The organism is Rhodococcus sp. WWJCD1, assembly GCF_002258735.1.
Classification (GTDB): Bacteria; Actinomycetota; Actinomycetes; order Mycobacteriales; family Mycobacteriaceae; genus Rhodococcoides.
Genome location: NZ_NOXY01000005.1, coordinates 17,707 through 40,735, shown reverse-complemented (window position 1 = coordinate 40,735; position 23,029 = coordinate 17,707). Strand labels below are relative to the sequence as shown.

At 63.7% G+C, this 23,029-nt stretch carries 21 protein-coding genes; 10 read left to right on the top strand and 11 right to left on the bottom strand.

The window, feature by feature from the left end; translation table 11 throughout:
- Positions 1-145: 145 nt before the first annotated feature.
- From araA to araB, 3 genes are read right to left on the bottom strand one after another with little or no spacing between them, the layout of a single operon-like run.
- On the bottom strand, positions 146-1,630 hold the full coding sequence (gene araA, locus CH286_RS01885; protein WP_032404136.1) for an L-arabinose isomerase: 1,485 nt from the start codon (positions 1,628-1,630) through the stop codon (positions 146-148).
- A 39-nt stretch (positions 1,631-1,669) separates the two neighbouring features.
- Positions 1,670-2,347: an L-ribulose-5-phosphate 4-epimerase gene (locus CH286_RS01880; RefSeq protein WP_037155560.1), complete on the bottom strand. Its 678-nt coding sequence runs from the start codon at positions 2,345-2,347 to the stop codon at positions 1,670-1,672.
- Positions 2,344-4,017 carry a ribulokinase gene (araB, locus tag CH286_RS01875; protein WP_094608173.1) on the bottom strand — a complete coding sequence of 558 codons (1,674 nt, stop codon included), beginning with the start codon at positions 4,015-4,017 and terminating at the stop codon, positions 2,344-2,346. Before araB ends, CH286_RS01880 begins: the two co-directional genes overlap by 4 nt.
- A gap of 267 nt (positions 4,018-4,284) precedes the next feature.
- On the opposite strand from araB, the gene fdhA reads away from it, so the two are divergent.
- Both fdhA and CH286_RS01865 read left to right on the top strand, forming a co-directional pair.
- Entirely contained in the window at positions 4,285-5,502 is a 1,218-nt protein-coding gene (gene fdhA / locus CH286_RS01870) for a formaldehyde dehydrogenase, glutathione-independent (protein WP_032404829.1), read from the top strand.
- A gap of 109 nt (positions 5,503-5,611) precedes the next feature.
- On the top strand, positions 5,612-5,815 hold the full coding sequence (locus tag CH286_RS01865) for a zinc-ribbon domain-containing protein (RefSeq protein WP_032404133.1): 204 nt from the start codon (positions 5,612-5,614) through the stop codon (positions 5,813-5,815).
- Positions 5,816-5,825: 10 nt separating this feature from the next.
- Here the strand turns inward: CH286_RS01865 and CH286_RS01860 are convergent, their stop codons facing one another.
- Positions 5,826-6,998 (bottom strand): beta-ketoacyl synthase N-terminal-like domain-containing protein, encoded by a 1,173-nt coding sequence (locus tag CH286_RS01860; protein WP_094608172.1) that lies wholly within the window; start codon positions 6,996-6,998, stop codon positions 5,826-5,828.
- A 191-nt stretch (positions 6,999-7,189) separates the two neighbouring features.
- Here CH286_RS01860 and CH286_RS01855 point away from each other — a divergent pair, with 191 nt between their 5' ends.
- Positions 7,190-8,794, top strand: a complete 1,605-nt coding sequence (locus CH286_RS01855) for a diguanylate cyclase domain-containing protein (RefSeq protein ID WP_176458102.1) — start codon at positions 7,190-7,192, stop codon at positions 8,792-8,794.
- 113 nt (positions 8,795-8,907) lie between these two features.
- Entirely contained in the window at positions 8,908-9,840 is a 933-nt protein-coding gene (locus CH286_RS01850; RefSeq protein WP_094608358.1) for an arabinofuranosidase, read from the top strand.
- Between the two features lie 14 nt (positions 9,841-9,854).
- Here the strand turns inward: CH286_RS01850 and CH286_RS01845 are convergent, their stop codons facing one another.
- The 3 genes from CH286_RS01845 to CH286_RS01835 all read right to left on the bottom strand — a co-directional run bounded on the left by CH286_RS01845 (position 9,855) and on the right by CH286_RS01835 (position 12,801).
- A complete protein-coding gene (locus tag CH286_RS01845; protein WP_037155563.1) occupies positions 9,855-10,880 on the bottom strand; it encodes a phosphotransferase family protein in 1,026 nt (341 codons plus the stop codon).
- Positions 10,877-12,088, bottom strand: a complete 1,212-nt coding sequence (locus CH286_RS01840; RefSeq protein WP_037156167.1) for an acyl-CoA dehydrogenase family protein — start codon at positions 12,086-12,088, stop codon at positions 10,877-10,879. The genes CH286_RS01845 and CH286_RS01840 overlap by 4 nt, the downstream gene beginning before the upstream one ends.
- Positions 12,089-12,183: 95 nt before the next feature.
- Positions 12,184-12,801 carry a TetR/AcrR family transcriptional regulator gene (locus tag CH286_RS01835; RefSeq protein WP_032404129.1) on the bottom strand — a complete coding sequence of 206 codons (618 nt, stop codon included), beginning with the start codon at positions 12,799-12,801 and terminating at the stop codon, positions 12,184-12,186.
- Between the two features lie 153 nt (positions 12,802-12,954).
- On the opposite strand from CH286_RS01835, the gene CH286_RS01830 reads away from it, so the two are divergent.
- Genes CH286_RS01830 through CH286_RS01820 form a run of 3 tightly spaced genes read left to right on the top strand, consistent with a single transcriptional unit; the run spans position 12,955 to position 16,731 of the window.
- The gene (locus CH286_RS01830) at positions 12,955-14,592 is read left to right on the top strand and encodes a class I adenylate-forming enzyme family protein (protein WP_094608170.1); all 1,638 of its coding nucleotides are present in this window, start codon (positions 12,955-12,957) and stop codon (positions 14,590-14,592) included.
- Positions 14,589-15,881 (top strand): MFS transporter, encoded by a 1,293-nt coding sequence (locus CH286_RS01825; RefSeq protein WP_052058825.1) that lies wholly within the window; start codon positions 14,589-14,591, stop codon positions 15,879-15,881. The genes CH286_RS01830 and CH286_RS01825 overlap by 4 nt, the downstream gene beginning before the upstream one ends.
- Positions 15,882-15,936: 55 nt before the next feature.
- A complete protein-coding gene (locus CH286_RS01820) occupies positions 15,937-16,731 on the top strand; it encodes a MerR family transcriptional regulator (RefSeq protein ID WP_094608169.1) in 795 nt (264 codons plus the stop codon).
- A 21-nt stretch (positions 16,732-16,752) separates the two neighbouring features.
- Here CH286_RS01820 and CH286_RS01815 read toward each other — a convergent pair whose 3' ends face one another.
- Positions 16,753-17,292, bottom strand: a complete 540-nt coding sequence (locus tag CH286_RS01815) for a TetR/AcrR family transcriptional regulator (RefSeq protein WP_141215774.1) — start codon at positions 17,290-17,292, stop codon at positions 16,753-16,755.
- Positions 17,293-17,360: 68 nt separating this feature from the next.
- Between CH286_RS01815 and CH286_RS01810 the strand changes: the two genes are divergently transcribed.
- Entirely contained in the window at positions 17,361-17,738 is a 378-nt protein-coding gene (locus tag CH286_RS01810) for a hypothetical protein (RefSeq protein WP_094608167.1), read from the top strand.
- On the opposite strand, the gene CH286_RS01805 is transcribed toward CH286_RS01810, so the two are convergent.
- Positions 17,739-18,593: an SGNH/GDSL hydrolase family protein gene (locus CH286_RS01805; protein WP_094608166.1), complete on the bottom strand. Its 855-nt coding sequence runs from the start codon at positions 18,591-18,593 to the stop codon at positions 17,739-17,741. It abuts the gene before it with no gap.
- Between the two features lie 179 nt (positions 18,594-18,772).
- Here CH286_RS01805 and CH286_RS01800 point away from each other — a divergent pair, with 179 nt between their 5' ends.
- Positions 18,773-19,597: a dienelactone hydrolase family protein gene (locus CH286_RS01800; RefSeq protein WP_037155570.1), complete on the top strand. Its 825-nt coding sequence runs from the start codon at positions 18,773-18,775 to the stop codon at positions 19,595-19,597.
- Between the two features lie 352 nt (positions 19,598-19,949).
- Positions 19,950-20,849, top strand: a complete 900-nt coding sequence (locus CH286_RS01790; protein ID WP_094608165.1) for a 3-hydroxyacyl-CoA dehydrogenase — start codon at positions 19,950-19,952, stop codon at positions 20,847-20,849.
- 18 nt (positions 20,850-20,867) lie between these two features.
- On the opposite strand, the gene CH286_RS01785 is transcribed toward CH286_RS01790, so the two are convergent.
- Together CH286_RS01785 and CH286_RS01780 are read right to left on the bottom strand one after the other, a co-directional pair.
- On the bottom strand, positions 20,868-21,620 hold the full coding sequence (locus CH286_RS01785) for an alpha/beta hydrolase family protein (protein WP_032377170.1): 753 nt from the start codon (positions 21,618-21,620) through the stop codon (positions 20,868-20,870).
- Between the two features lie 96 nt (positions 21,621-21,716).
- Positions 21,717-22,919 (bottom strand): helix-turn-helix domain-containing protein, encoded by a 1,203-nt coding sequence (locus tag CH286_RS01780; RefSeq protein WP_141215773.1) that lies wholly within the window; start codon positions 22,917-22,919, stop codon positions 21,717-21,719.
- Positions 22,920-23,029 lie beyond the last annotated feature (110 nt).

Below are 23,029 nucleotides of genomic sequence, written 5' to 3'. Positions count from 1 at the left end.
GACGGGAGTGACAATACAGTTCGGTACGGTATGGATTAGCTTTTCAGCTGAATGCCCGCTCCATACTCGCGTCCGACGGTGGTTCGGTCGTTCGATCAGGTAGACGACGTCTGACGTGGCGCCTTCGAAATTGGATGGGCTGCGGTCACAACCTCGCTGCGAGTCGGTGGTACGCCGCGTTCCAACGCAAGGTCTGCTGGAATCCGCGTGTGGTGGTGGTGGAGTCGATCGCGAGCAGCTCGACCCCGATCATGTCCGAGAACGCCTCCAGCACAGGCAGACCGATGGCCGTGCTCAGGACAGTGTGGTGGGGCGCGCCGGCTGTCAACCACGATTCTGCCGACACCGACAGTGACGGCTGCGGTTCCCACACTGCACACGCCACCGGCAGCTTCGGCAGTGCCTCGTCGGGTTCGACCACGTCGATCACGTTGGCCGTCAATCGGAATCGCTCACCGACGTCGGACAGCCCGACGACGACGCCGTGTCCTGGATCGGCGGTGAATCGCAACCGCACCGGATCCTCACGTCCGCCGATCGACAGCGGATGGATTTCCAGTGTGGGTCGCGACGTCGTGATCGATGGGCACACCTCCAGCATGTGTGCGCCGAGGATCTTCTCTTCTCCGGGCACCAGGTGGTAGGTGTAGTCCTCCATGAAGGACGTGCCACCGTCCAGTCCCTCGGCCATCACCTTCATGCCGCGCAACAACATCGACGTCTTCCAGTCGCCCTCGCCGCCGAAGCCGTAACCGTCGGCCATCAGCCGTTGCACTGCGAGTCCCGGCAACTGACGAAGCCCACCGAGATCCTCGAAGTTGGTGGTGAAGGCCTTGAATCCGCCGTCGGTCAGGAACTGCCGCATTCCGGCTTCGACGCGTGCACCGTATCGAAGGGAGTCGTGACGGTCCCCGTCCTTGTCCAGACTGGGGGCAATGTCGTACAGCGACCGATACTCATCGACGAGTTCCGAGACTGCCGCCTCGCTGACACCGTCGACCACGTCCACGAGATCGTTGACGCCATAGGTGTTCACGGAAACGCCGAAGCGTAGCTGTGCCTCGACCTTGTCGCCCTCGGTGACGGCGACGTCGCGCATGTTGTCGCCGAAACGAGCCAGCCGTAGCGACCGCAGCTCGGCCCGCCCGAGGGCCGCACGTGCCCACTGCTCCGCCCGCGTCCGTACCGTCGGATTGTCGACATGGCCTGCGACGGTGGTCCGCAGTACACCGACCCTGGATTCGATGTGCCCGAACTCGCGATCGCCGTGTGCAGCCTGGTTCAGGTTCATGAACTCCATGTCGATCGTGGACCACGGCAACGACATTCCGGCTTGGGTGTGCAGGTGCAGCAGTGGGACGTCCAGGGCATCGAGGCCGGCGATCCACATCTTGGCGGGGGAGAAGGTGTGCATCCAAGTGACAACGCCGATGCAGTCGTCGGAGGCGTTGGCCTCGCGCATGCAGCGCAGGATGGACGAGGCGTCGAGCAGTACCGGCTTCCAGACGACCGACACCGGTAGTGCGTCGTCGAGTTTGTCTGCGATCTCACGTGATTGGACCGCTACCTGCTCGAGCGTCTCGGGACCGTAGAGGGCTTGGCTGCCGGTGAGAAACCATACTTCGGACATGGAGAATGTACCTTCCGTGGAAAGAGTGTGTGGCGCCGGTCAGCGCTGGCCGTAGACGTTCTGGTATCGGTCGTACAGTGCGTCGACCGAGGAGCTCGGAATGCGAAGTGGTTGTCCCAGTTGGTAAGACAGATGTACGGACCGTGCGACGTCCTCGCACATGACCGCCGCCTTCACCGCGGATCGAGCGTTGGGTCCCACTGCGAACACTCCGTGGTTCTGCATCAGGACGGCGGGAGACCGACTGCCGGCCAGGGTGTCGACGATGCCGCGGCCGATCGAGTCGTCGCCGATGACGGCAAAAGGACCCACGGGAATGTCTCCGCCGAATTCGTCCGCGCACATCGTGGTGACGACCGGGATGGGTTCTCCTCGAGCAGCCCACGCGACCGCATAAGGCGAATGAGTGTGCACCACACCGTTGATGTGGTCGAGGTGCCGATAGACGTACGCCTGTGCCTCGGTGTCCGAGGACGGCGCATGCTCACCTTCGACCACTCGACCGTGCAGATCGCAGACCACCATGTTGCCCGGTGTCAGGTCGTCGTAGGCGACGCCGCTGGGTTTGATGACCATGAGATCTCGCCCGGGTACGCGCGCGGACACGTTGCCTGCCGTCCACACGACCAATCCGTAGCGCATCAGTTCGGCGTGCAATGTGCACACGTCCTTGCGGATCTCCTCGACGACTTCGCGAACATCGTCGACAACCGTCATTTCGATTCCAACTTCCTGGTCAGGGCGGCGCGTCGGAGTGATCGCAGCCGGCGCATCGTCGGTACGTCCCGACCGAAGCGATCGTGTAGTTCCAGATAGATCTCGTACAGCGAGTCGTAGGCCTTCGATCGGGACTCGTCCGGTACGAAGGCACCGCGGCGAACCTTCCCCATCGATTTCGACGCCACCGGCACGTCTGGGTAGCAACCGGCGGCCACGGCGGCATGGATGGCGGAGCCGAGTGCGGGCCCTTGCGCGGAAGTGATGACGGACAATGGCATTCGCAGTACATTCGCGTAGATCTGCATCAGCAGTGGGTTGCGAGCCAGACCCCCGGCCACGACGAATTCCTCGACAGGAACGCCGCTGTCGCGAAACGTCTCGACGATGACGCGGGTTCCGAATGCGGTGGCCTCCAGCAGTGCGCGATAGGTGTCCTCGGGACGCGTGGCCAGTGTGGTTCCGATGACGAGTCCGGAGAGTTCGTGGTCCACCAGCACCGACCGGTTGCCGCTGTGCCAGTCGAGCGCGACCAGGCCGTGCTCGCCCACTTCTTGGGCAGACGCGAGCCGCGTCAGGTATTCGTGCACCGACTCCCCGGCGGCCGCCGCTGCTTCGGAGTACGACGAGGGAACCGAAGTGCGCGTGAACCATCCGAAGATGTCACCGACGCCACTCTGGCCCGCCTCGTACCCGTAGGAGCCGGCCACGATGCCGCCGTCGACGACGCCGCACATCCCGGGGACGTCGTTCAACACGGTCGAATTCATCACGTGGCAGGTGGACGTTCCCATGATGGCGACCATGCGACCCGACTCGACTGCGCCCGCGGCCGGTGCCGTGACGTGAGCATCCACGTTGCCGACCGCGACGGCGATTCCCTCGGGCAGTCCCGTCCATACCGCAGCTTCGGCGGTCAACGTGCCTGCCCGCGAGCCAAGTTCACCCAGAGGCTGATCGAGTTTGTCGGCGACGAATCCGGCGAAGCCGGGCGCGAGTTCGGTCAGGAAATCGACCGAAGGATATTTCCCGTCCTGGTAGATGCCCTTGTAGCCCGCGGTGCATGCGTTGCGTACGTAGTTTCCGCACAGCTGCCAGACGATCCAGTCGGCCGCCTCGACCCACCGGTCCATGGCCTCGTAGATCTCGGCGTCTTCCTCGTGGATCTGCAGCGCTTTGGCGAATTCCCATTCCGAGGAGATCAAGCCGCCGTAGCGGGGGAGCCAGCTCTCGCCGCGTCGGGCGGCCAGTTCGTTGATGCGATCGGCTTGTCCCTGCGCTGCATGGTGTTTCCACAGTTTGACGTATGCGTGTGGTCGATCGGCGAATCGAGGGTCTTCGCTCAGCGGGGTGCCGTCCGCATAGGTGGGCACCATGGTGCATGCGGTGAAGTCGGTACCGATGCCCACCACCTGCTCCGGCGCGATTCCGGCGGCCGCGATCGCTGCGGGTACCGCATGGCGTAGGACGTCGCGATAGTCGTCGGGTACCTGCAGGGCCCAGGCGTCGGGCAGTCGGACTGTACTGCCGGGCAGAGTTTCCTCGAGCACGGCATGTCGGTATTCGTGTACGGCAGATGCTATTTCGGCACCGTCCGAGACGCGGACGACGACGGCACGGCCGGAGAGGGTGCCGTAGTCGATGCCCACCGTGTACTGGTCCACCGGCATGCAAATCTCCTTCACTGTGCCACCGACTGTGACGTGTGCAACACAGTGTGAGCGCTAACATCGGGCTGAGTCAAGTGCTCGGTATGTGATGGTCGATCGATTGGGGGACGGGGCGTCGATCTCGGGTCGCTCACCTCCACTGCGAGTTCGGTGTCCGCGAACACATGAAGAACTGTGCATACTGGTGTGACGCGGGCCACAGGCGCAGATCGAGTCGATGATCTCGGCCTGCCGGTCACCCAGCTCACTCATCGAAGAGGAGAACTCATGGCAGACAACCGCGCAGTGACATACGCCGGCCCGGGGAAGGTGGAGGTCCACGACATCGCGTTTCCCGGGTTGGAGTTGACCGACGGACCCGGAGTGAACCCCGCCAATGTCGGTCGAAAATGCGAACACGGTGTGATCCTCAAGGTCGTCTCGACCAACATCTGTGGCAGCGACCAGCACATGGTGCGCGGGCGCACGACCGCACCCGAGGGGCTCGTGCTGGGCCACGAGATCACCGGCGAAATCGTCGAGGTGGGTCGTGACGTCGAATTCCTGAAGGTCGGAGACATCTGCTCGGTACCGTTTAACATCGCGTGTGGACGGTGTCGAAACTGCAAGGAACGCAAGACCGGCATCTGCCTCAACGTGAACCCCGATCGACCCGGGTCGGCGTTCGGGTACGTCGACATGGGCGGTTGGGTCGGGGGCCAGGCCGAGTACGTCATGGCACCGTATGCGGACTTCAACCTGTTGAAGTTTCCCGACCGGGACCAGGCGCTGGAGAAGATCCTGGACCTGACGATGCTGTCCGATATCTTTCCCACCGGATTCCACGGAGCGGTCACCGCAGGAGTGAAACCCGGTGCGACGGTCTACATCGCGGGTGCGGGTCCGGTCGGCCTCGCTGCTGCGGTCGGTGCGCAACTGTTGGGAGCGTCGGTGGTGATAGTCGGCGACATGAACGCCGACAGGTTGGCCCAGGCGCGAACCTTCGGCTGTGAGACCGTCGACGTCGGCAAGGGTGCACCGCAGGATCAGATCGAACAGATTCTCGGCGTCCCCGAGGTCGACGCCGCGGTGGATGCAGTGGGCTTCGAGGCTCGCGGTCACGGTGGAGATTCGTCTCACGAGGCACCGGCGACGGTGCTCAACTCGCTCATGGAGATCACCACGGCGGGTGGCGGCATCGGGATCCCCGGGCTGTACGTCACCGGCGATCCGGGCGGTGTGGACGAGGCTGCGCAGCGTGGCGCTCTCTCGCTCAGCCTCGGTACCGGTTGGGCCAAGTCGCTGTCGTTCGCCACCGGGCAGTGCCCGGTGATGAGCTACCACCGAGAGTTGATGAATGCGATTCTCAAGGAACGGGTTTCGATTGCCAAGGCCGTGAATGCCACGGTCATCACGCTCGACGATGCACCGCGCGGCTACCGCGAATTCGACAGTGGCGTTGCACAGAAATTCGTCATCGACCCGCACGGCATGATCGCCGGCTGACAGCGTCCGACCCCGGCAGTCGTTCGAGCCACCATCGCGAGAATGCGAGGGTGGCTCGAACGTGTGCTGCATCGAGTTCGGCAGTCGTTCGGCCACCTATGCTGGGGTGATGTTCCTACTCTTCGGTTTCGGCAGCAAGCGCAAACACGTCGGCCCTGGCGCAACGCGAAACTGCCCGCGGTGCCACAACACCACGCAGTGGGTGCGGATGAAGCAGTATCAGCAATTCACGCTGTTCTTCGTTCCGATTGCACGCTGGAAGCGAGTCGAATTCGAGGAGTGCGGAATCTGCGGAGCTGCCACCGAGGTCTGAGGAAGGCACGTCACGCCGGAGCAAGCACCACCACCGAGTTGTGTCCGCCCATTCCCAGTGACGACTTCACCGTCAATCCGCTTTCTGCCGTGGTGAATCCGTCGAGCAGCAGGGGATGGGCATCGGAGACCTGAGGTGCTGCGGGCACGATTCCACGTTCGAATCCCATGACCGCAGAGACTGTTTCGATTGCCGAGGCCGCACCCTGGCAGTGTCCGGTCAACGGTTTCACCGAATACACCTGTGCGTGTGACTCGAGCACCGTCTCCAACATCTCCGTCTCCGCTGCGTCGCATTGCGCGGTGCCGGGGCCGTGGGCATTGAGGTAACGCACCTGGCGTGGTGTGACGCCGGCATCGGCCAAGGCCTGCTCGAAGCATCCTCGTACCTGGGTGAGGGCCGGGTCGATCGAGGTGGCGTGGAACGCGTCGTGCGTCATGGAGCCGCCCAACACCCGAGCGTACGAGGCAGAGCTTCGATTGGACAGTACGAAAGCCGTTGCCGCTTCGCCCATTCCGAATCCGCGACTGCCCTCCTGGAACGGCCGGCAGCCCTCCTGGGGCTCCACGTCGACGACGCCGACGCCGAGCTTGACGAAATGATCGATGTTCTCCGGCGTCAGCGACAGATCGGTGGCGACGAACACGACGTCGTCGACGAAGTCGGTATCGAGCCACATCTTGGCAGTCAGCAGGCCGGCGTTGCCCGATGCGCACATGGCCGAGACATTCATGGCCGGGCCGTGAAAACCGTATTCCTGCATCAAGAGCGACACCGGCGTCGACGGCATCAAGGTCAAATAGTCACGTACTCGGCGCTCACCACCGTCCTCCAGGTAGAAGTTTCGCCACTCGTCCACTTCACCGAGGACGACGGCATGGATCAGACCGACACGTCGCCCCGGATGCCAACCGCGCTTCATCGCGTCGTCGATGGCCTCCCGTGCGGCCCCGCGAAGCGCCCGACCGAACCGGCTGGTGCCGTCGCCGTGGTCTCCGCCGTCGGGGACTTTTGCCAGCCACACCGGATTTCTGCCGCGTCGGGTGCGATCGTGGTGCAGGGTGGCTGCCGCCTTGCCCGTGGACAGGCCGTGCCACAGGGCGTCGGTGCCCCAGCCGTAGCCGGACACTGCGCCGATCCCGCTGATGTCGATCCCCGTGATGCCGATGCCCTGAGTGCTCATCGTCGATATCCGTTTCTTTCCGAGGTATGCAAGCCGGATTCGGCTCACGCCTCGATTTAGCCCGTGAAACCGGCATTGGGTCCAGTCGAGAATCGGATGTTCGTTGTAAATCGGGCATCGAACTCCACCGATCTCCGTTCTGGTGGTTCAATCGGGTGTTGACCGTCTGTCTACGAACGCGAGGACCGAGCATGGCCCCAGGGGAGCGCGAGAGCGTCGGCGACCCTGAACCAAGTCCCGCGTCGCCTGGATTGGCAGACCGCTACCGGGTTCTCGTCGAGCATTCACCGGACGCGATCGGTGTTCACCGACGTGGGACACTCGTCTATCTGAACCCTGCCGGAATGCGATACCTACGCGCCGAAAGCGCCGAAGAGGTCATCGGACGGCCGATCGAAGACTTCATTGCTGCCGAGTCGATCGGGCCCATGTTCGAGCGCATCGCCGCTCTCGGCATTCACGGCACGGCCAGCGCTGCGTCCGAAGCGACGGTGCTTGCACTCGACGGGACGACACTGACCATGGAAGCAGTGTCCGTGCGTACGGTGTGGAACGGCGAGCCGGCGTTTCAGGTCATTCTGCGAGATCTCACCGAGCACAAGGCGGCACAGAAGGCGTTGCGGTATCAAGCCGCCTTGGTCGAGCACGTCAGCGATGCCATCGTCGGAGTGTCGTCCGATGGTCTGGTGTCGAGTTGGAACCCCGCAGCCGAGTCGGTGTACGGACGGTGTTCGGCCGACGTTCTCGGTCGCAGCGTCTCGTACGCGGTCGGCGTTCCGTGCGATCCGGCCTCGATTCTGCGGGCCGGTGGACAACTGTGCGAGTCGCATCGTCGTGCGGACGGCACCGCGCTGGCGGTAGTGGTGTCCGCGGCTCAGATGCCCGATGGCTGGGTGTTGGTGTGCGCCGACCGAAGTGCGGTGCGACGGGCCGAGGACCACTTCACCGCCGTGGTGGAATCGCTCGAGGCAGGGGTCGTCGTGCTCGATCACACCGGCCGCATCGAGTCGGCGAACCTCGCGGCGAAGACGATCCTGGACATTCAGGTGGGGACCGAGACAGGGCAGGGGGCGTACCTCCCCTTCCGCGTGTACGGAACCGACGAGGGACCGATTCACCCGTTCGAGCACCCGGTCGCCGCTACGAGAAAGACCGGCGCGCCCAGCCAGGCGGTGATCGGCATCGAGCGTCGACGAGACGGCCGGAACTTCTGGCTGTCGTTGACGGCGACGATGCTGACGTCGGGCAGCCCGTCCCCCTCCGTAGTCGCCACGTTCGTCGACATCACCGACGCCTACCGGATGAACATAAAGCTCGAACATGCCGCGACTCACGACGATCTGACCGGCCTGCCGAACAGGCCGCTGATCCTGGCGCGCCTCGACGAGGAACTGGCGCGGCCGGCCCGCGACGACGCCATGGCGGTGCTGTTCATCGACCTCGACAACTTCAAGACGATCAACGACCTGCACGGACACACTGTCGGCGACGCTGTGCTCGGAGTGGTTGCCGCGCGTCTGACCAGAGCGCTCCCGGCCGACGCCTTCGTCGGACGAATCGGTGGCGACGAGTTCGTGGCAGTGGTTCCACATCGGGCGGGCACCGAGGCCGATGATGTGCGCGCCGAGCTCGCCTCTCCCATCACGACGGCGGGACGGGTGTTGACGGTGACGGCGAGCATCGGTGGTGTCACCGTCGACAGCGATGACACCCGAAGTGCACTCGACATTCTCGACGACGCCGACCACGAGATGTACCAAGCCAAGCCCGCAACGCAGTATCTTTCGCATCCGTAACAGAATCGGTAACGATTTCTCGTGCGTGCTGCCAAAGTTACGCACGAGGCGTATGGGTCGTAGATACTGCTTCGGTGATACCGACCGCTCGAAAGTGCATGCTCGCGATGTCGATGGTGGTCCTCGCTGTAGCCGGCCTGTTGTTCGCCTCCGCGGGGACCGGTGCCGCCGCGCCTTCCGAGTGGCGCTACACGATGGTGGCGTTCAGCAACGACAGTGATCGCAACATGGACGTCTACCAATCCAGCGACGGCACCGACTTCACCGCGTTGCAGACCTCGGCGTACCAGCCGCCGTCCGGCGTGGTGCGAGACTCGAGCATCTTTCGGCACACCGACGGTATGTACTACGCGACCTACACGACGGGCGGCGGAGCCAACATCGGCTTCGCTCGCAGCAGCGACCGCGTCGACTGGACGTTCCTGCAGAATTTCCCGATTCCGTTCTGCTGCGCCTTCCTGCCCGGTACCGGCGCCGGAACCGGATCGGCGAGCCCGCCCGGCTTCACCGGCTCGGCCGGCTTCTCGGACGGTCCGTCCCTGTCGCCGTTCACCACGAAGGCTTGGGCACCCGAATGGTTCGTCGACGGTGACCGCGTCAGCATCATCGTGTCGCTCTCGACCGGTGGTGGATTCGTGCCGTATCTGATGACCGCGATGGATCCGGGCCTGAGAATGTGGAGCTTCCCGGTTCCTTTCGTCGGGATCGACGCCGACCACATCGATACCACGGTCGTGAAGTCCGGATCGACCTATCACGCGTTCACGAAGAACGAGACCCGCAAGGTGATCGAGCATTGGACCGCGCCGTCGTTGATCGGGCCCTATACGCCCGCTCCGTTCCGCGACTTCGGTCCTTTGAAGGAAGGCCCCGCCGTCATCGAGTTGCCGGACGGCACCTGGCGGCTCTACTACGACGACTACACCAACCGGAAGTACTTCTACTCCGACAGTTCGGACGGTATGAACGTCTGGTCCGAACCGACGGAACTCCCGGGCCTATCGGGAACCGTGCGCCATGTCGGCGTGATGAGAGAGCCTGCCTGACGAGGGCGTCCGTGTCAGTCGGTGGTACCCGATAGTGCTCTGAGCCCGGCTGCGATGAACTCCCCGGTGGCGTCTGCGGCGTTACGGGCACCGGCTCCGGTATCGGAACCCGACAGCGCGCGGTGAGTGATGCCCTCACCGATCACTCCGAGCTTGAAATTGGCCAGGGCGAGGTAGAAGCCCCAATTGTGCAGTTCACGACCGGATTCCACTGCGTACTGGTGTGCGAGGTCGTCGGCCGAGGGATATCGATCGCTCGTCCATGCCGCGTCCGCGCCCAGGACCGCATCGAACACGGGTTGACGGTAGATGCACATCAGTGCGACGTCGGTGAGGGGATCGCCGAGGGTGGACATCTCCCAGTCGACCACGGCGGCAACAGAACCGACGTTGTCGGCATCGAGAATGGTGTTGTCGACGCGATAGTCTCCGTGGACGATGGATGACGCCGAGTGCGTCGGTATCGCAGCCTCGAGTGCACGGTGAAGTCGGTCGACATCGGGTAGATCTCGGGTCTTGACGCTGTGCCACTGCCGAGCCCACGTCGCGACCTGGCGGGAGACGAAACCGTCGGGTCGGCCGAACGCTCCGAGGCCCACAGCAGCGGGGTCGACGGCATGCAGCCTGGCGAGTACCCGGACGAGCTCGGCGGCGTTCTCGGTGACCTGCGTGTCGGTGAGGTCGGAAAGATCCTCACGCGTGCGGACCACTCGGCCGGGTACGAAATCCACGACGGTCATCGGAGCGCCGAGAACCGAACCGTCTCGATCGAAGGCCACTGTCCGGGCGACGGGGACATCGGTGGATGCAAGTGCCTCGGTGACGGCCCACTCGCGGGCCATGTCGTGTGCAGAGGGGGTGAGCCCACTGGTGGGCGGTCGACGAACGACCCATGTCGAGGTGTCGTCGTATGCCTTGTAGGTGAGGTTGGAGCGACCACCGCTGATCATCTCGACCGACAACGTGCCATCGAGCTCGATACCGTTGTTCTGCAGGAACCGTTCCAGCGCATCGCGATTCATTCCCTGCAGATCGCTCACGACTGTGCCTCCCGCGCGGCGCGCTTGGCGGCACCGATCGTCCGCTTGGCGATGGCCCAGCGGTGTACCTCGGACGGTCCGTCGTACACGCGGAACGGCCGCACTTCGCGGGAGAGCCGCGCCAGCGGAAGATCGTCCGAAACGCCGAGACCTCCGCACATCTGGATGCTTCGGTCGACGATGCGGAAGATCGCCTCGGCGGCGAACGTCTTGGCGATGGATGTCTCGTTGCTCGCGTGTCCACCCCGGTCCAGCTCGAAGCACGCCTTGATCAACAGTGCGCGAGTGGCCGCGATGTCGATTTCGTTGTCCGCGACCATCTTCTGCACCATGCCGAGATCGCCGAGCTTCCCGCCGAACCCTTCGCGCTGGGCCACCTGGGCGACGGCGATGTCGTGAGCTCGCCTCGAGGCTCCGAGCCAGCGCATCACATGGGTCATGCGGGCCGGTCCCAAACGCACCTGGGCATAGGCGAATCCCTCGTCGACGGCCCCGAGCACGTTCTCGTCGGGCACGAATACGTTCTCGAAGAACACCTCGCAGTGTCCGCCGATCATGGCCTTGTCCAAAGTGCCGATATGTCGGCCGACCGTGATGCCCGCAGTGTCGGCGGGGGCCAGGAACATCGTGGCTCCGCCTCGATCGCCCGGCTCACCCGATGTTCGGGCCATGATGATGAAGAACCCCGCACCGTCGGCACCGGTGATGAACCACTTGTGCCCGTTGATCTTCCATCCACCCTCGACCCTTTCGGCCGCGGTGGTCAACGCCGAGGGATCTGAACCGGCACCCGGGGCAGGTTCGGTCATTGCGAAAGCCGAGCGCACGTCTCCGTGCGCGAGGGGAGCGAGAAATTGCTCTTTCTGTGCCGCCGACGCGATGTGCGCCAGCATGTGGACATTGCCCTCGTCGGGCGCACCGAGGTTCAGGGCGATGGGGCCGAACAGTGAATAGCCGGCTTCCTCGAACACCGGGGCGCGGTCACTCATCGACAGCCCGTGGCCGCCGTATTCGACGGGCGCATGTGGTGCGAACACGCCCGCGTCCTTCGCGGCCACCTGCATCTCGACGCGAAGTCGGTCGCCGCCCGCATCGGTGATGTTGCCCAGAAACCGGTCCTCGATGGGAAGCACGTGGTCTCGAGTGAAGGCGCGAGTCCGGTCGATCAGCTTCTCGATGTCCGGGTCGTACGTCAGATCGATGGCCACCATGCGCTCCTTGTCCAGTACCGACCGAACACTCGCTCGGTTCCTCGAAGGTTGGCACAACTGCCCCTCCGGGTCAAGGGACCCGGCCCGCGCCGCTACTCGGGTATCGCGGTCGCGGCACCGACCGTCCGTCGGGCGATGTCGAGATACACGGCGACCAATTCGCCTGGCGTCATCGGTCCGTCGGGGCGATACCAGGTGGCGAGGCCGACGCACATGGTGGTGACGGCTCGGCTGGCATCCGCCGGGTGCGGGGTGTCGAAGACCCCGGATTCGACTCCTTCGGCAACGATCGCGTCGAGCAGCCGTTGCTCTTCGTCCCGCTTGGCGATGTACGCGGTGCGATTCGCCGAGTCGAGACTGCGGATTTCCGTCGAGCAGACGAAGGCGGCGTCGCGCCGGTGAATGTGGAACAACAGCAGGGACTCCACGACTGCGTCGAATCGGTCGCTGGGCGACGGACCCGCCCCGTCCTCGGCCGATCGGGTGCGATCCAGCAGTTCGTCCATCGACGCATCCATGATGCCGACCAGCAAGGCCTGCTTCGATGGAAAGTGGTGGTAGAGGCCGGGAACCGACAGGCCGGCACCTGCGGCGATCTGCCGCACCGACGTGCCGTGGTACCCCTGCTCGACGAACATGTTCAGCGCCGACGCCAAAGCTGGGGAGAGGTTCGAGCCCTCGTAGGTTCGCCAGATGTGGGTCGCGGTCATGCGCTTACCGTAGAGGTCGACTCGGCTGGGGCCGACCCCTATGCACCGGGTTGACACAAAACTTGTGATCCGCAACACTGTTGAAACGCAGACCGAGCGAGTGTTCGGTCGGTCCATTCGGGCCGAAATTCTGCTCGAGCGAAAGGGCCGTCCATGACCCTCGACGGAGCGACCGGGCCTGCAACTGTTCTCGACGCCTGGCGTAACCGAGTCTCCGACACCCCGGACCGGCCGGCACTGGCGTACTTCGACGCCGTGCTCACTGTCCGCGAGGTGGACGAGGCATCCGATGCGCTTGCCGCGGCCATGATCGAGCGAGGCGTGTCGCAGGGTGATCGCGTCGGCATCTATCTGCAGAACATTCCGCAGTACGCCTTGACGTTTCTCGCACTGTGGAAGATCGGGGCGGTCGCGTTGATCCTCAACCCGATGTACCGCAACCGTGAACTGCGTACCTTGATCGACGATGCGGAACCGATCGCACTCGTGTGCGACGAACGCGACCTCGATGCTGTGGGGGCGACGTTGCGCGGCAGTTCGATTCGATCGATCGTGAGCACAAGCGGACTCGATGTGCAGACACGCAACGACCCACGAGTCTTTTCGTCGAGGTCACGCGTGACACCTCGGCCCGACGAGGATCTGATGGGTCTGATCGACGTCTACCGTGGCCGATCCATCCCCGAGTTCGATCCGAAGCCAGACGATCTCGCACTTCTGGCGTACACGTCGGGAACCACGGGTCCGCCGAAGGGCGCGCAGATCTCGCACGCGAACGCATTCGCCACTGCTCTCGATTTCGGGGAACGGGCCGGTCTCGTCGACGGTGACGTCGTGTTCGCAGTCGCGCCGCTGTTTCACATCACCGGCGCAATGCTCGACGCCGCGGTGGCCCTGATTCGCGACTGCGTGCTCGTGTTCGCGCATCGTTTCGACGCAGCAGTCACTCTCGACGCCTTCGTCGAGCATCGTGTCACCTACACCATCGGGTCCATCACGGTGTTCAACGCGATCTCCGAGACCGCGGGGGTGACGCGAGCTCATTTCGAGTCGGTGAAGGCGTTGTACTCCGGCGGTGCGCCGATTCCGCCCGCGACGGTGACCGCATTCGAGTCCGCGTTCGGCTGCTACATACACAACGCATACGGCATGACCGAAACCACGGCGGGCGTCATCGCCGTTCCGCCCGGCGTGCGTGCGCCGGTCGATCCCGCGAGTGGGTCGTTGTCCGTCGGGCTGGCGCTACCCCGTGTGACCTTACGAACGGTGGACCCCGCAGGGCAGCCGACGGATCCGGGAGTTGCTGGGGAGCTGGTGATCTCGGGTCCCCAGGTGGTCTCCGGTTACTGGAGAAATCCCGCTGCGACCGCGTCGACGATGCCCGAAGGTCGTCTTCGCACGGGAGACGTGGCGATCATCGACGACGACGGATGGGTGTATCTCGTCGACCGACTCAAGGACCAGATCAACGTGTCGGGATACAAGGTCTGGCCCCGGGAAGTCGAGGACACCCTCTACGAACATCCTGCAGTATTCGAGGCCGCCGTGGTGGGCAGACCCGACGCCTACCAAGGCGAATCGGTGGTGGCCTACGTATCTCTGCGACACGGAACCTCGGTGACACCGGATGCGCTGGTCGATTTCGCGCGCGATCGGTTGGCCGCGTACAAGCGTCCTAAAGCCATTCACATCATCGACGAACTTCCCAAGACTCAGACCGGGAAGATTCGACGTGCAGCACTCAAACCTGTTCCTGTCGAGCTTCATTCGATCGAAAGCGACACTCCATGACCGTCGGATCATCACCGGACACCCGCTCGACGCCCGATATCTCCTCACGCAAGAAATCGCTGTTCGCCAGCACGATAGGCAACGTACTCGAATGGTACGAGTGGAGCGCCTACGCAGTGTTCGCACCATTCATCGCGGCAGCGATGTTCAGCCAGTCCGATCCGGTCTCCGCATTGCTGTCCACGCTGGCGGTCTTCGCGGTCGGATTCCTGATGCGGCCTCTCGGCGGCATCGTGTTCGGACGGATCGCGGACAAGAAGGGCCGTAAGTTCGTCCTCGTCACCACGATGCTCATGATGGCGACCGGCAGCCTGCTGATCGGCATCATGCCCACCTACGGTGCGATCGGGGCCTGGGCGTCGGTACTGCTGTTGCTCGCACGCGTCATGCAGGGTTTCGCGCATGGTGGCGAGTCGGCGACGGCGTATTCCTACGTCGGCGAGATCGCGCCGCCGAACCGACGTGGCATGTGGGGCAGTGTCGCGTTCGTCGCGATCTTCGGTGGATCGGCTCTGGCATACACAGTGGGTGGCGTCATCACCTCCACACTGTCGGATTCTGCTGTCGGGCAATGGGGTTGGCGCATCCCCTTCCTGCTGGGCGCACTCCTGGCGCTGTTCGCTCTCTACCTGCGCAAGAACATGGACGAGAGCGAGGTGTTCGACTCGGAGCAGAACAAGGTCGAACAAGCACCGATCGCACGCAAGACCGTCGTGAAGGCGGTCGTGCTGATGATCGGAATGACGTCGGGAATCACGGCGGCGCACTACACCTGGACCTCGTACGTCTCGACATTCGCCATCACACAGCGTGGGATGAATCCCGACACCGCGTACTGGATGCTCGTCATCGCGCAGTTGATAGCGCTGGTGTCCCTACCGTTCTTCGGTCGTCTCTCGGATTCGATCGGTCGACGGCCGATGTTGGCCGCCTTCGCCGTGCTGATGTTCCTGCTGCAGATCCCGCTGACGATGCTGATCTCGACGCAGTGGTGGACATTGCTGCTCCCGTCGACGGTGGCCCTGCTCGTCATCGCCGTCCCGGCCTCGATTCTGTCGTCGACACTGTCGGAGAGCTTTCCCACCCGACTCCGCACGCAGGCAATCGGATTCGCCTACTCGTTCTCGGTGGCGGTGTTCGGCGGAACCGCGCCGTATCTCAACCAGCTGTTCCTCGGGTTCGATCTGGGCTGGGTGTTCGGCGTGTACATCATGTTCCTGGCCGCTCTGACCGGCGTCGCCTGCTTCTTCATGAAGGAAACCAAGGGAATTCGACTCGAAGACGTATGACCCGTCCCGACCGGAGTTTGCTCCTGACGTGGCGTGAGGTTCTACCGTTGCCTACATGAACAGCAGTGATTCGGCCACCTGGGGTATCGGTGACGTCGCCCGTCGGACCGGCGTCACCGAGCGGACCCTGCGCTATTACGAAGAGTTGGGCCTGCTCGCTCCGGACCGGGACGGAGGGGGTAGGCGTCGGTACGACGGCGGAGATCTCGACCGGCTGTACCGGATTCGCCTGCTCCGAGAACTGGGCACTCCGCTTGCGGACGTCGATCCGGAGGCCGTGGACCTCCAGCACCTGACGCGGGATCATCTGGCCGACCTGGATCGACGAATGGCCGACCTCGCTCGTGTGCGAGAGCGTGTTCGGGCCGTGGAGGACCGACTTCTTCATGGTGATCGCCCGAGCGACGACGCCCTGCTGGACCTGCTCTCCGGCCTGTCGACCGAAGAGCCTGCGGTCACTCGCCGCACCACTTTGCTGGTCTACCGCGACATCGCAGCAGCCCATTCCTACCTCGTCGACGTGCTGGGACTGGCTCCCGGACAGATCGAATACGACGGCGACCGAGCCGTCCACGGCGAGGTTCACGCCGGTGACGGTGTTGTCTGGTTGCACCGCGAGGCCCCCGAACATCGTATGGTGTCGCCGCTGACCACCGGCGCGGTCACCGCGTCGCTTGCGATCCTCGTCGACGACGTCGATGCCCATCACGCTCGCGTGGCGGCAACCGGAGCAGCCATCGACTACCCGCCCACCGACATGCCCTACGGCGTTCGTGAATACAGCGTTCGCGATCCCGAGGGTCATCTGTGGTCGTTCCAGACGCCACTCCCAGAATTAGCGGCGTCCTGAACCCGCTCTGCCCCAGCGGATCTATCGGTGATCGAGCAGTGACGTCGATGCCGAGTCGGCGAGGTCACTGCCTCCGAGTAGACGCATGAGCAGAAGGCCGTCGAGCACAGCCACAGCTGCGGCAGCTTCCCTGCGTCGGTAGTCCTGATCACCGACGACGAAGCCTCCGAGCCATTCGATCCAGCCCTCGACCAAGTGCGAGGCCACGGACTTGTAGGGCTCGAGTCCTGCTGTTGCTTGGCCGATCGCCTCGAAGTAGAGCCCGAACAGCGGATCGCACTCCGGCTGTGCCACAACCGGCCACGCCGTCGCAACCAGTGAGCGGTGGTCGTTCATGGGCGTCGAGAACGCCGCGGCCAACAGATGTTGCAATCGATCTCCGACCACTGACAGAACAGACGTGACGAGGTCGTCCTTCGTCGGGAAGTAGTAGACGACCATGCGATCACTGATCTTCAAACGAGACGCGAGTCTGCCGAAGGTCAAGCGGCTCAGGCCGCCTTCCAGGGCGGCGTCCAGTGCCACGGACAGCATCTCTTCGCGTGAATGTCTCTTGACCACACCTTGATTGTAGTGGTCACTACAGGTAGCTTTTGTTGTAGTGACCACTACAACTCGAAGGAGACGCTATGCGTACACGTTCGACTCCCTTGCTCGCACTGTCGGTTCTGCGATCGACCGCCGGACTGGTCTCGTGGGTGAGTCCCGCACATTCGTGGCGTGCCTTCGGTCTCGGACCCATGCGTCAAGTCGGAAGTGCGGGGGTTGTGACGCGCCTCTTCGGAGTCCGCGATCTCGCGCTGGGAATGGCGCTGCACCACCCATCCGCGGACGTTCGCAAAGCGGCCGTGGAGGCCGGGATCGCAATCGATGTCCTCGACGTCGCAGCAAGTGTGCTCGGCCGTCGCGCGGGCGCGCCTGCCTCGAGTTTGGTCGGAGTAGCGGCAGGCGCAACGTTGTTCGTCGTGCTGGGCGCAACGATCATCGCGGACTCGACCTCCTCGTGATCACCCGGCCAGCGCGTCCGTGACTTCTGCTGCAATCGCGGCCTCACCGAGGGCATTGGGGTGCAGCGGCACGAACTGATCCGCGAACAGCAGTGGTTCCACCCACCGCACTCCGACGGGCTGGCAGGAGTCGTGCCCCTCCGACGCCACGGACATGTCCACGAAGGTCGTGTCGGTGTCGGCCGCTGCCTCGCGGATGGCATCGTTCAGCGTGGCCTGGAGGTTGCGCAGATACGGAACGTCGCCGAGCGCGACGGGGACCGACGGTTCGCACGTGCTCGCTGCGGGGATGAGCCATGGATAGCCGATGATGATCACCTTCGCCTCGGGCGCGCGAGTATGTATGTCGCGCAGTGCTTGTCGGACGGCCGGCAGGGTGCTGTCGAGAATCTTGTCGTCGAAGCTACTTCCGTTCTGCTGCGTGCACGGATCGAATGCACCGGCGTGGGTTGCGAGTGCACTCACGCATGCTGCGATCGCTCCCGAGAACACGCTGTTGTCGTTGCCACCGATCATCAAGGTCACCACATCGGACGATGGCGACAATGCATCGAATTGCGGTCGTGTGCCCTCGAATTGAGGGGCATAGAAGTCGTCGGTGGCAGCACCGCCGCAGCTGACATCGGTGAGGCTGGAGCCCTGCTCGCGCGCGACGAGATGAGCAAAGTTCTGTTCCGACTGGAGGCACCTCAGTGGCGTGTTCGGTGCCAGCGGCAGCACGCCGTTGCCTGCACCGAAGCTGTCGCCGAGGTTGACGTACTCGATGGGCGACGCTGTTGCATGGGAGGGGATCGCCAGCGCGACAATGACGGACACGACAATTCCGAGACCGAACCGATGCGTTCCGATGCGCATGACAGACTCCCTCGCCGGCGGATGCTGCTCGAGAGCGTACCGCCGTTCGGTGCCGCGGCGATCGCCTGCTGCGGGAGTACACGCGGTAGTCGCTGGTCTTCCGGACAAATTGCGCCATCGCTCTATGCTCGTCTTCGACACCGCAGCCGCGTGTACCCCTCTCCGAAGGACGTACTCCCATGACCGACGACGCGTTGGCCGATTTCGAACGAACCGAGTTCACCGCAGACGGGCGCACGGCACCGGTCTATCGCATCGGCACCGGGCCGGCGGTCATCGTGATGTCCGAAATGCCGGGCATCACGCCGAAGGTTGCGGACTTCGCGCGCACCGTCGCCGGAATCGGATGCACCGCGATCGTGCCGCACCTGTTCGGCGTCGACGGGAAGGACCCGCTGACCGCACCCCTCGGACTGCTCGGTACCGCTGCCACCATGTCCCGTGCCATGGTGCCGGCGTGCATCAGCCGAGAATTCACCATCTTGGCCACCGGCAAGTCGTCGCGGATCGTGGTGTGGCTGCGTGCTCTGGCGGCCGAGGAACACGAGCGGTGCGGCGGACCAGGTGTCGGTGCCATCGGAATGTGCTTCACCGGCGGGTTCGCCCTCGCGATGGCCGCCGACGATCGATTGATCGCGCCGGTGCTGTCGCAACCGTCCCTTCCGTTCGCGGCATCGAAGTCACGCAGTCGTTCCATCGACATCAATGCCGGCGACCTTTCGAAGGTGAAGAGCCGTTGTGCTGCGGGAGATCTCACTGTCCTCGGTATGCGGTTTCAGGGCGACAAGATGTGTCCCCCTGCACGGTTCGAGTTTCTGAGGGAACAACTCGGCGACGCATTCGTGTCGGTGGAATTGCCCGATTCTGCGTTCAACCCGGAAGCCTTCGGGCCGCCACACTCCGTCGTGACGGAAGGACTCATCGACGAGCCGGGTCAGCCGACCCGGCAGGCTTTGGACCAGGTACTCGACCTGTTCCGCAGTAAGTTGCTCGCAACGCCGTGAGGTCCCGCGGCACGAACACGATGCGAAGCCGAAGGTCGAATTCACGACCACGGGATGGTGGCCTGCAGAACCGCCTCTTTCGACGCGGCGGTCCGTAACGCCGTCACCGTCTGATATTCGGGATCGGCCACCATCTCGCTGAACGCCTTACGCGACGCGCTTCAGGTCTCTTCCGCGGGGATCCACAGCCATCGTTCGAGTATGCGTGAACCGTCGATCCTGTGGAGTGTAAAGGCGCTGTCGTCGGGCGAGTCGGTCCACTGTTGGACCCCACGAGACGATGGCTCCGCGCTCAGCGGTAGAACTTGGAGAGCGGGAAACCAGTGACTCCATAAAGGGAAGTGTGTCGTCCATGACCGATGTTGAGAACGTGACCGTATTCGGAACCGGAGTGCTCGGTTCGCAGATCATGATGCAGGCTGCCTACCACGGAAAAACCGTTGTGGGATACGACATTTCCGACGAACTACTTGCCAAGCTGCCGGATCGCTGGGAATGGATGCGCGGTTACTACAAGCGTGACCTGAAGACTTTCGACGAGGCGCGATTCGACGCGGCCATCGAATCCATCACGACCACCACCAGCGTCGCCGAGGCCGTTTCGGACGCCGACCTGGTGATCGAAGCAGTTCCGGAGGATCTCGACCTGAAGAAGAAGGTCTGGTCGGATATCGGCGCGTCCGCTCCGCCGAAAACTATCTTCGTGACCAACTCGTCGTCGCTACTGCCCAGCAGTTTCGCCGAGGCCACCGGGCGGCCGGAAAAGTTTCTTGCATTGCACTTCGCCAATCTCGTGTGGCGGTACAACACCGGTGAGGTGATGGCAACTGCTGCAACAGATCCTGTCTACTTCGATGTCGTACTGAGCTTTACTTCGGAGATCGGTCTCGTTCCCGTTCCGGTCCGAAAGGAAATTCCGGGATACGTGCTGAACAGTCTTCTGATCCCGCTGCTGCAAGCAGGAGCCAACCTTTACGTCGGCGGGGTTGCCAATCCGGCGGACATCGACAACGTGTGGCGCATAGCCACCGGGGCACCCGCCGGTCCGTTCCAGATATACGACACTGTCGGCTTCAACGTCGCAGCACATATCGCGCGCGCACACGGTGGCGAGGTTCAGGTCAAATTTGCCGACATACTGCAAAAGGGTATCGACTCGGGAAAGACCGGTCTCGGGGACGGTGAAGGCTTCTACACGTACGACTCCGACGGCCAGCGACTGGATGCTGTCGAGTCGTGGAACATCAACTGAATCGCTCGATCCCGCCTGTCAGAGGTACGGATCCGCCCAGGCGCTGATGATCCGACCGGCACGAGCTGCTTGATTCTTGCCGGTGAGAAGGTGATTGGCCCCCTCGAGCGAAACGAAGCTCCGGGGGTGACGGGCGGCCTGGAAGATCTCGCTGGCGTTGTCGATCCCTACCGTGTTGTCGGTGGGGGAGTGCATGACGAGTAGCGGTCTCCGCAGGGTGGTGATGCGCTCGCGCAGGTCTGCTTTGCGGACGTCGTCGACGAACTGTCGTTTGAGGGTCAGCGCTTTGCCGCCGGCGTGGAACGGCGCTTCGCCCTCGTCCTGGATCCGATGAATGAGTGCGTCGTAGTTGTGCTCGACATGCGCGGGTTGAAACGGGGCGGCGACGATGGCGACCGCTTCGACCGTCGGACAGTCGTGCGCTGCAGCAATGGCCGCCGAGCCGCCGAAGGAATGGCCGACGAGCAACTTCACCTCGCGACCGGTCGCGTTCATGAACTCGACGGCCTTGACGGTGTCGTGCACCTTGTTCGAGAACGAACCGTCGCCCCAGTCGCCCTCGGAGTGGCCCAGACCGAGGTTGTCGAAGCGAAGCATTCCGATGCCGTCGGCCGCGAGCTGCTTGCACATTCGATTCGCCGCCGGGCAGTCCTTGCCCAGCGTGAATCCGTGAGCGAATACGCCCCACCCTCGCGCTTCACCCTCGGGAACATCGACCACGCCTGCCAAGGTGGGTCCGGTTGCGCTGGAAAACGTGACCTGTTCCGACATACCGGTCATCCTAGGATCCACAACTCGGGCTCGAGTAGTAAGGCACGGTCGCAGTGGCGTATGACCACCGACGACGCTGGGTTCAGCCGAGCCGGGTCAACCGAGTTGGCGTAGTTGTATCGCAGTATCGAGGGCCAGTCGATGCCAGGCCGATCGCGGATCGCGTCCGGTCAGTTCCTGGGCCCGGCGCAATCGATAGCGCAAAGTCTGCGGGTGCACCTGTAGTCGGGTGGCGGCAGCCGTTGCCGTACCGGTGGAGATGAAGGCCGAAAGGCCCTGCAGAATGTGCTCGTTCGCCGCCTCGGTCAGCGGACCGAGCACGGTACGTACCACCTCGCTCGTGTCCGCGGTGGGGCGCGCGGTCAACAGTGCCAGCAGCTGACCGTCACCCTGATCGAGCAGTGCCCGGTCGTCGAACGCGTGATCCGGTGCGGTGTCCAGCGCTTCCGAGGCGAGACGCCACGAACTGCTGATACCGGCAACGGTCGATCTCTCCACGAGGCATCCGCGGAGCAGTAGATCTCGACACGCGAGGTCGGCCTCGGCGCGGTGGATCGATGGTGGCAGCAACGCGATCGCGCGTTGTTCGCGTCGAGTGCACAGGTGAGTCCGCTGACCCGACGTCGCGGTGCGGTCCGGGGGAACGAGTCCCACTGCGAGAACCAGCGATTCGACGGTGTCGTCGGACATGGGTCGGCCCGGATCTGTCGATTGCACCACGAGCAGATTCGGGTGCGTGGGTAGCTTCAGGTCGAGTTCGCGGGAACGATCCGACACCGTCCCGGGTGAATTGTGTCTGGCAGCCAGCAAGTCGTCGAGCAACGCGGCGTGCGCCTGCGCGCGGTTGGTTGTGAGCTGTTCGCGCGCAATGACGTACGCGCCGATGATTTCCTCGGAGATTGCGTCGATGGCGTCGAGCACGCCGAGGCCGAGTTCGGCGATGTCCGGTGGTTCGAGTACATCGAGATACTCGGTTGTCACGTGCCGAACGAACACGCTCGACGCGACTCGATACGCACGGAGCACATCGGCCAGCGGGCGCCCGTCCGCGGCGCGCGCGGCACCGATCGCGCGGAATCTGCTGTGGTCACGGTCGTCGATCGTCCGATCGCCGTGCGCCCACAGGGCCATCAACCGCCTCAGTGACCAATACGCAATGCCCTCGACATCGGCCAACTGTGCACCCTGCAGTGATCGGTAGACCGGGATCGCGTCGCGAATCGCGAGTACTGCCGATGCGACGACGGGGCCCAACTCCGATTCGATCTTCGCGACCACGGCGACCCGCGCTGGGTACATCGATCCACCTCCCACTCCTTGTCAGTGACTGATAAATCCTATAGTCATTCGAGTCGGTTTCCTTGAGTTCCGGCGGCGACCTCAGCACAGTCGAAGGAGACATCCGGGTC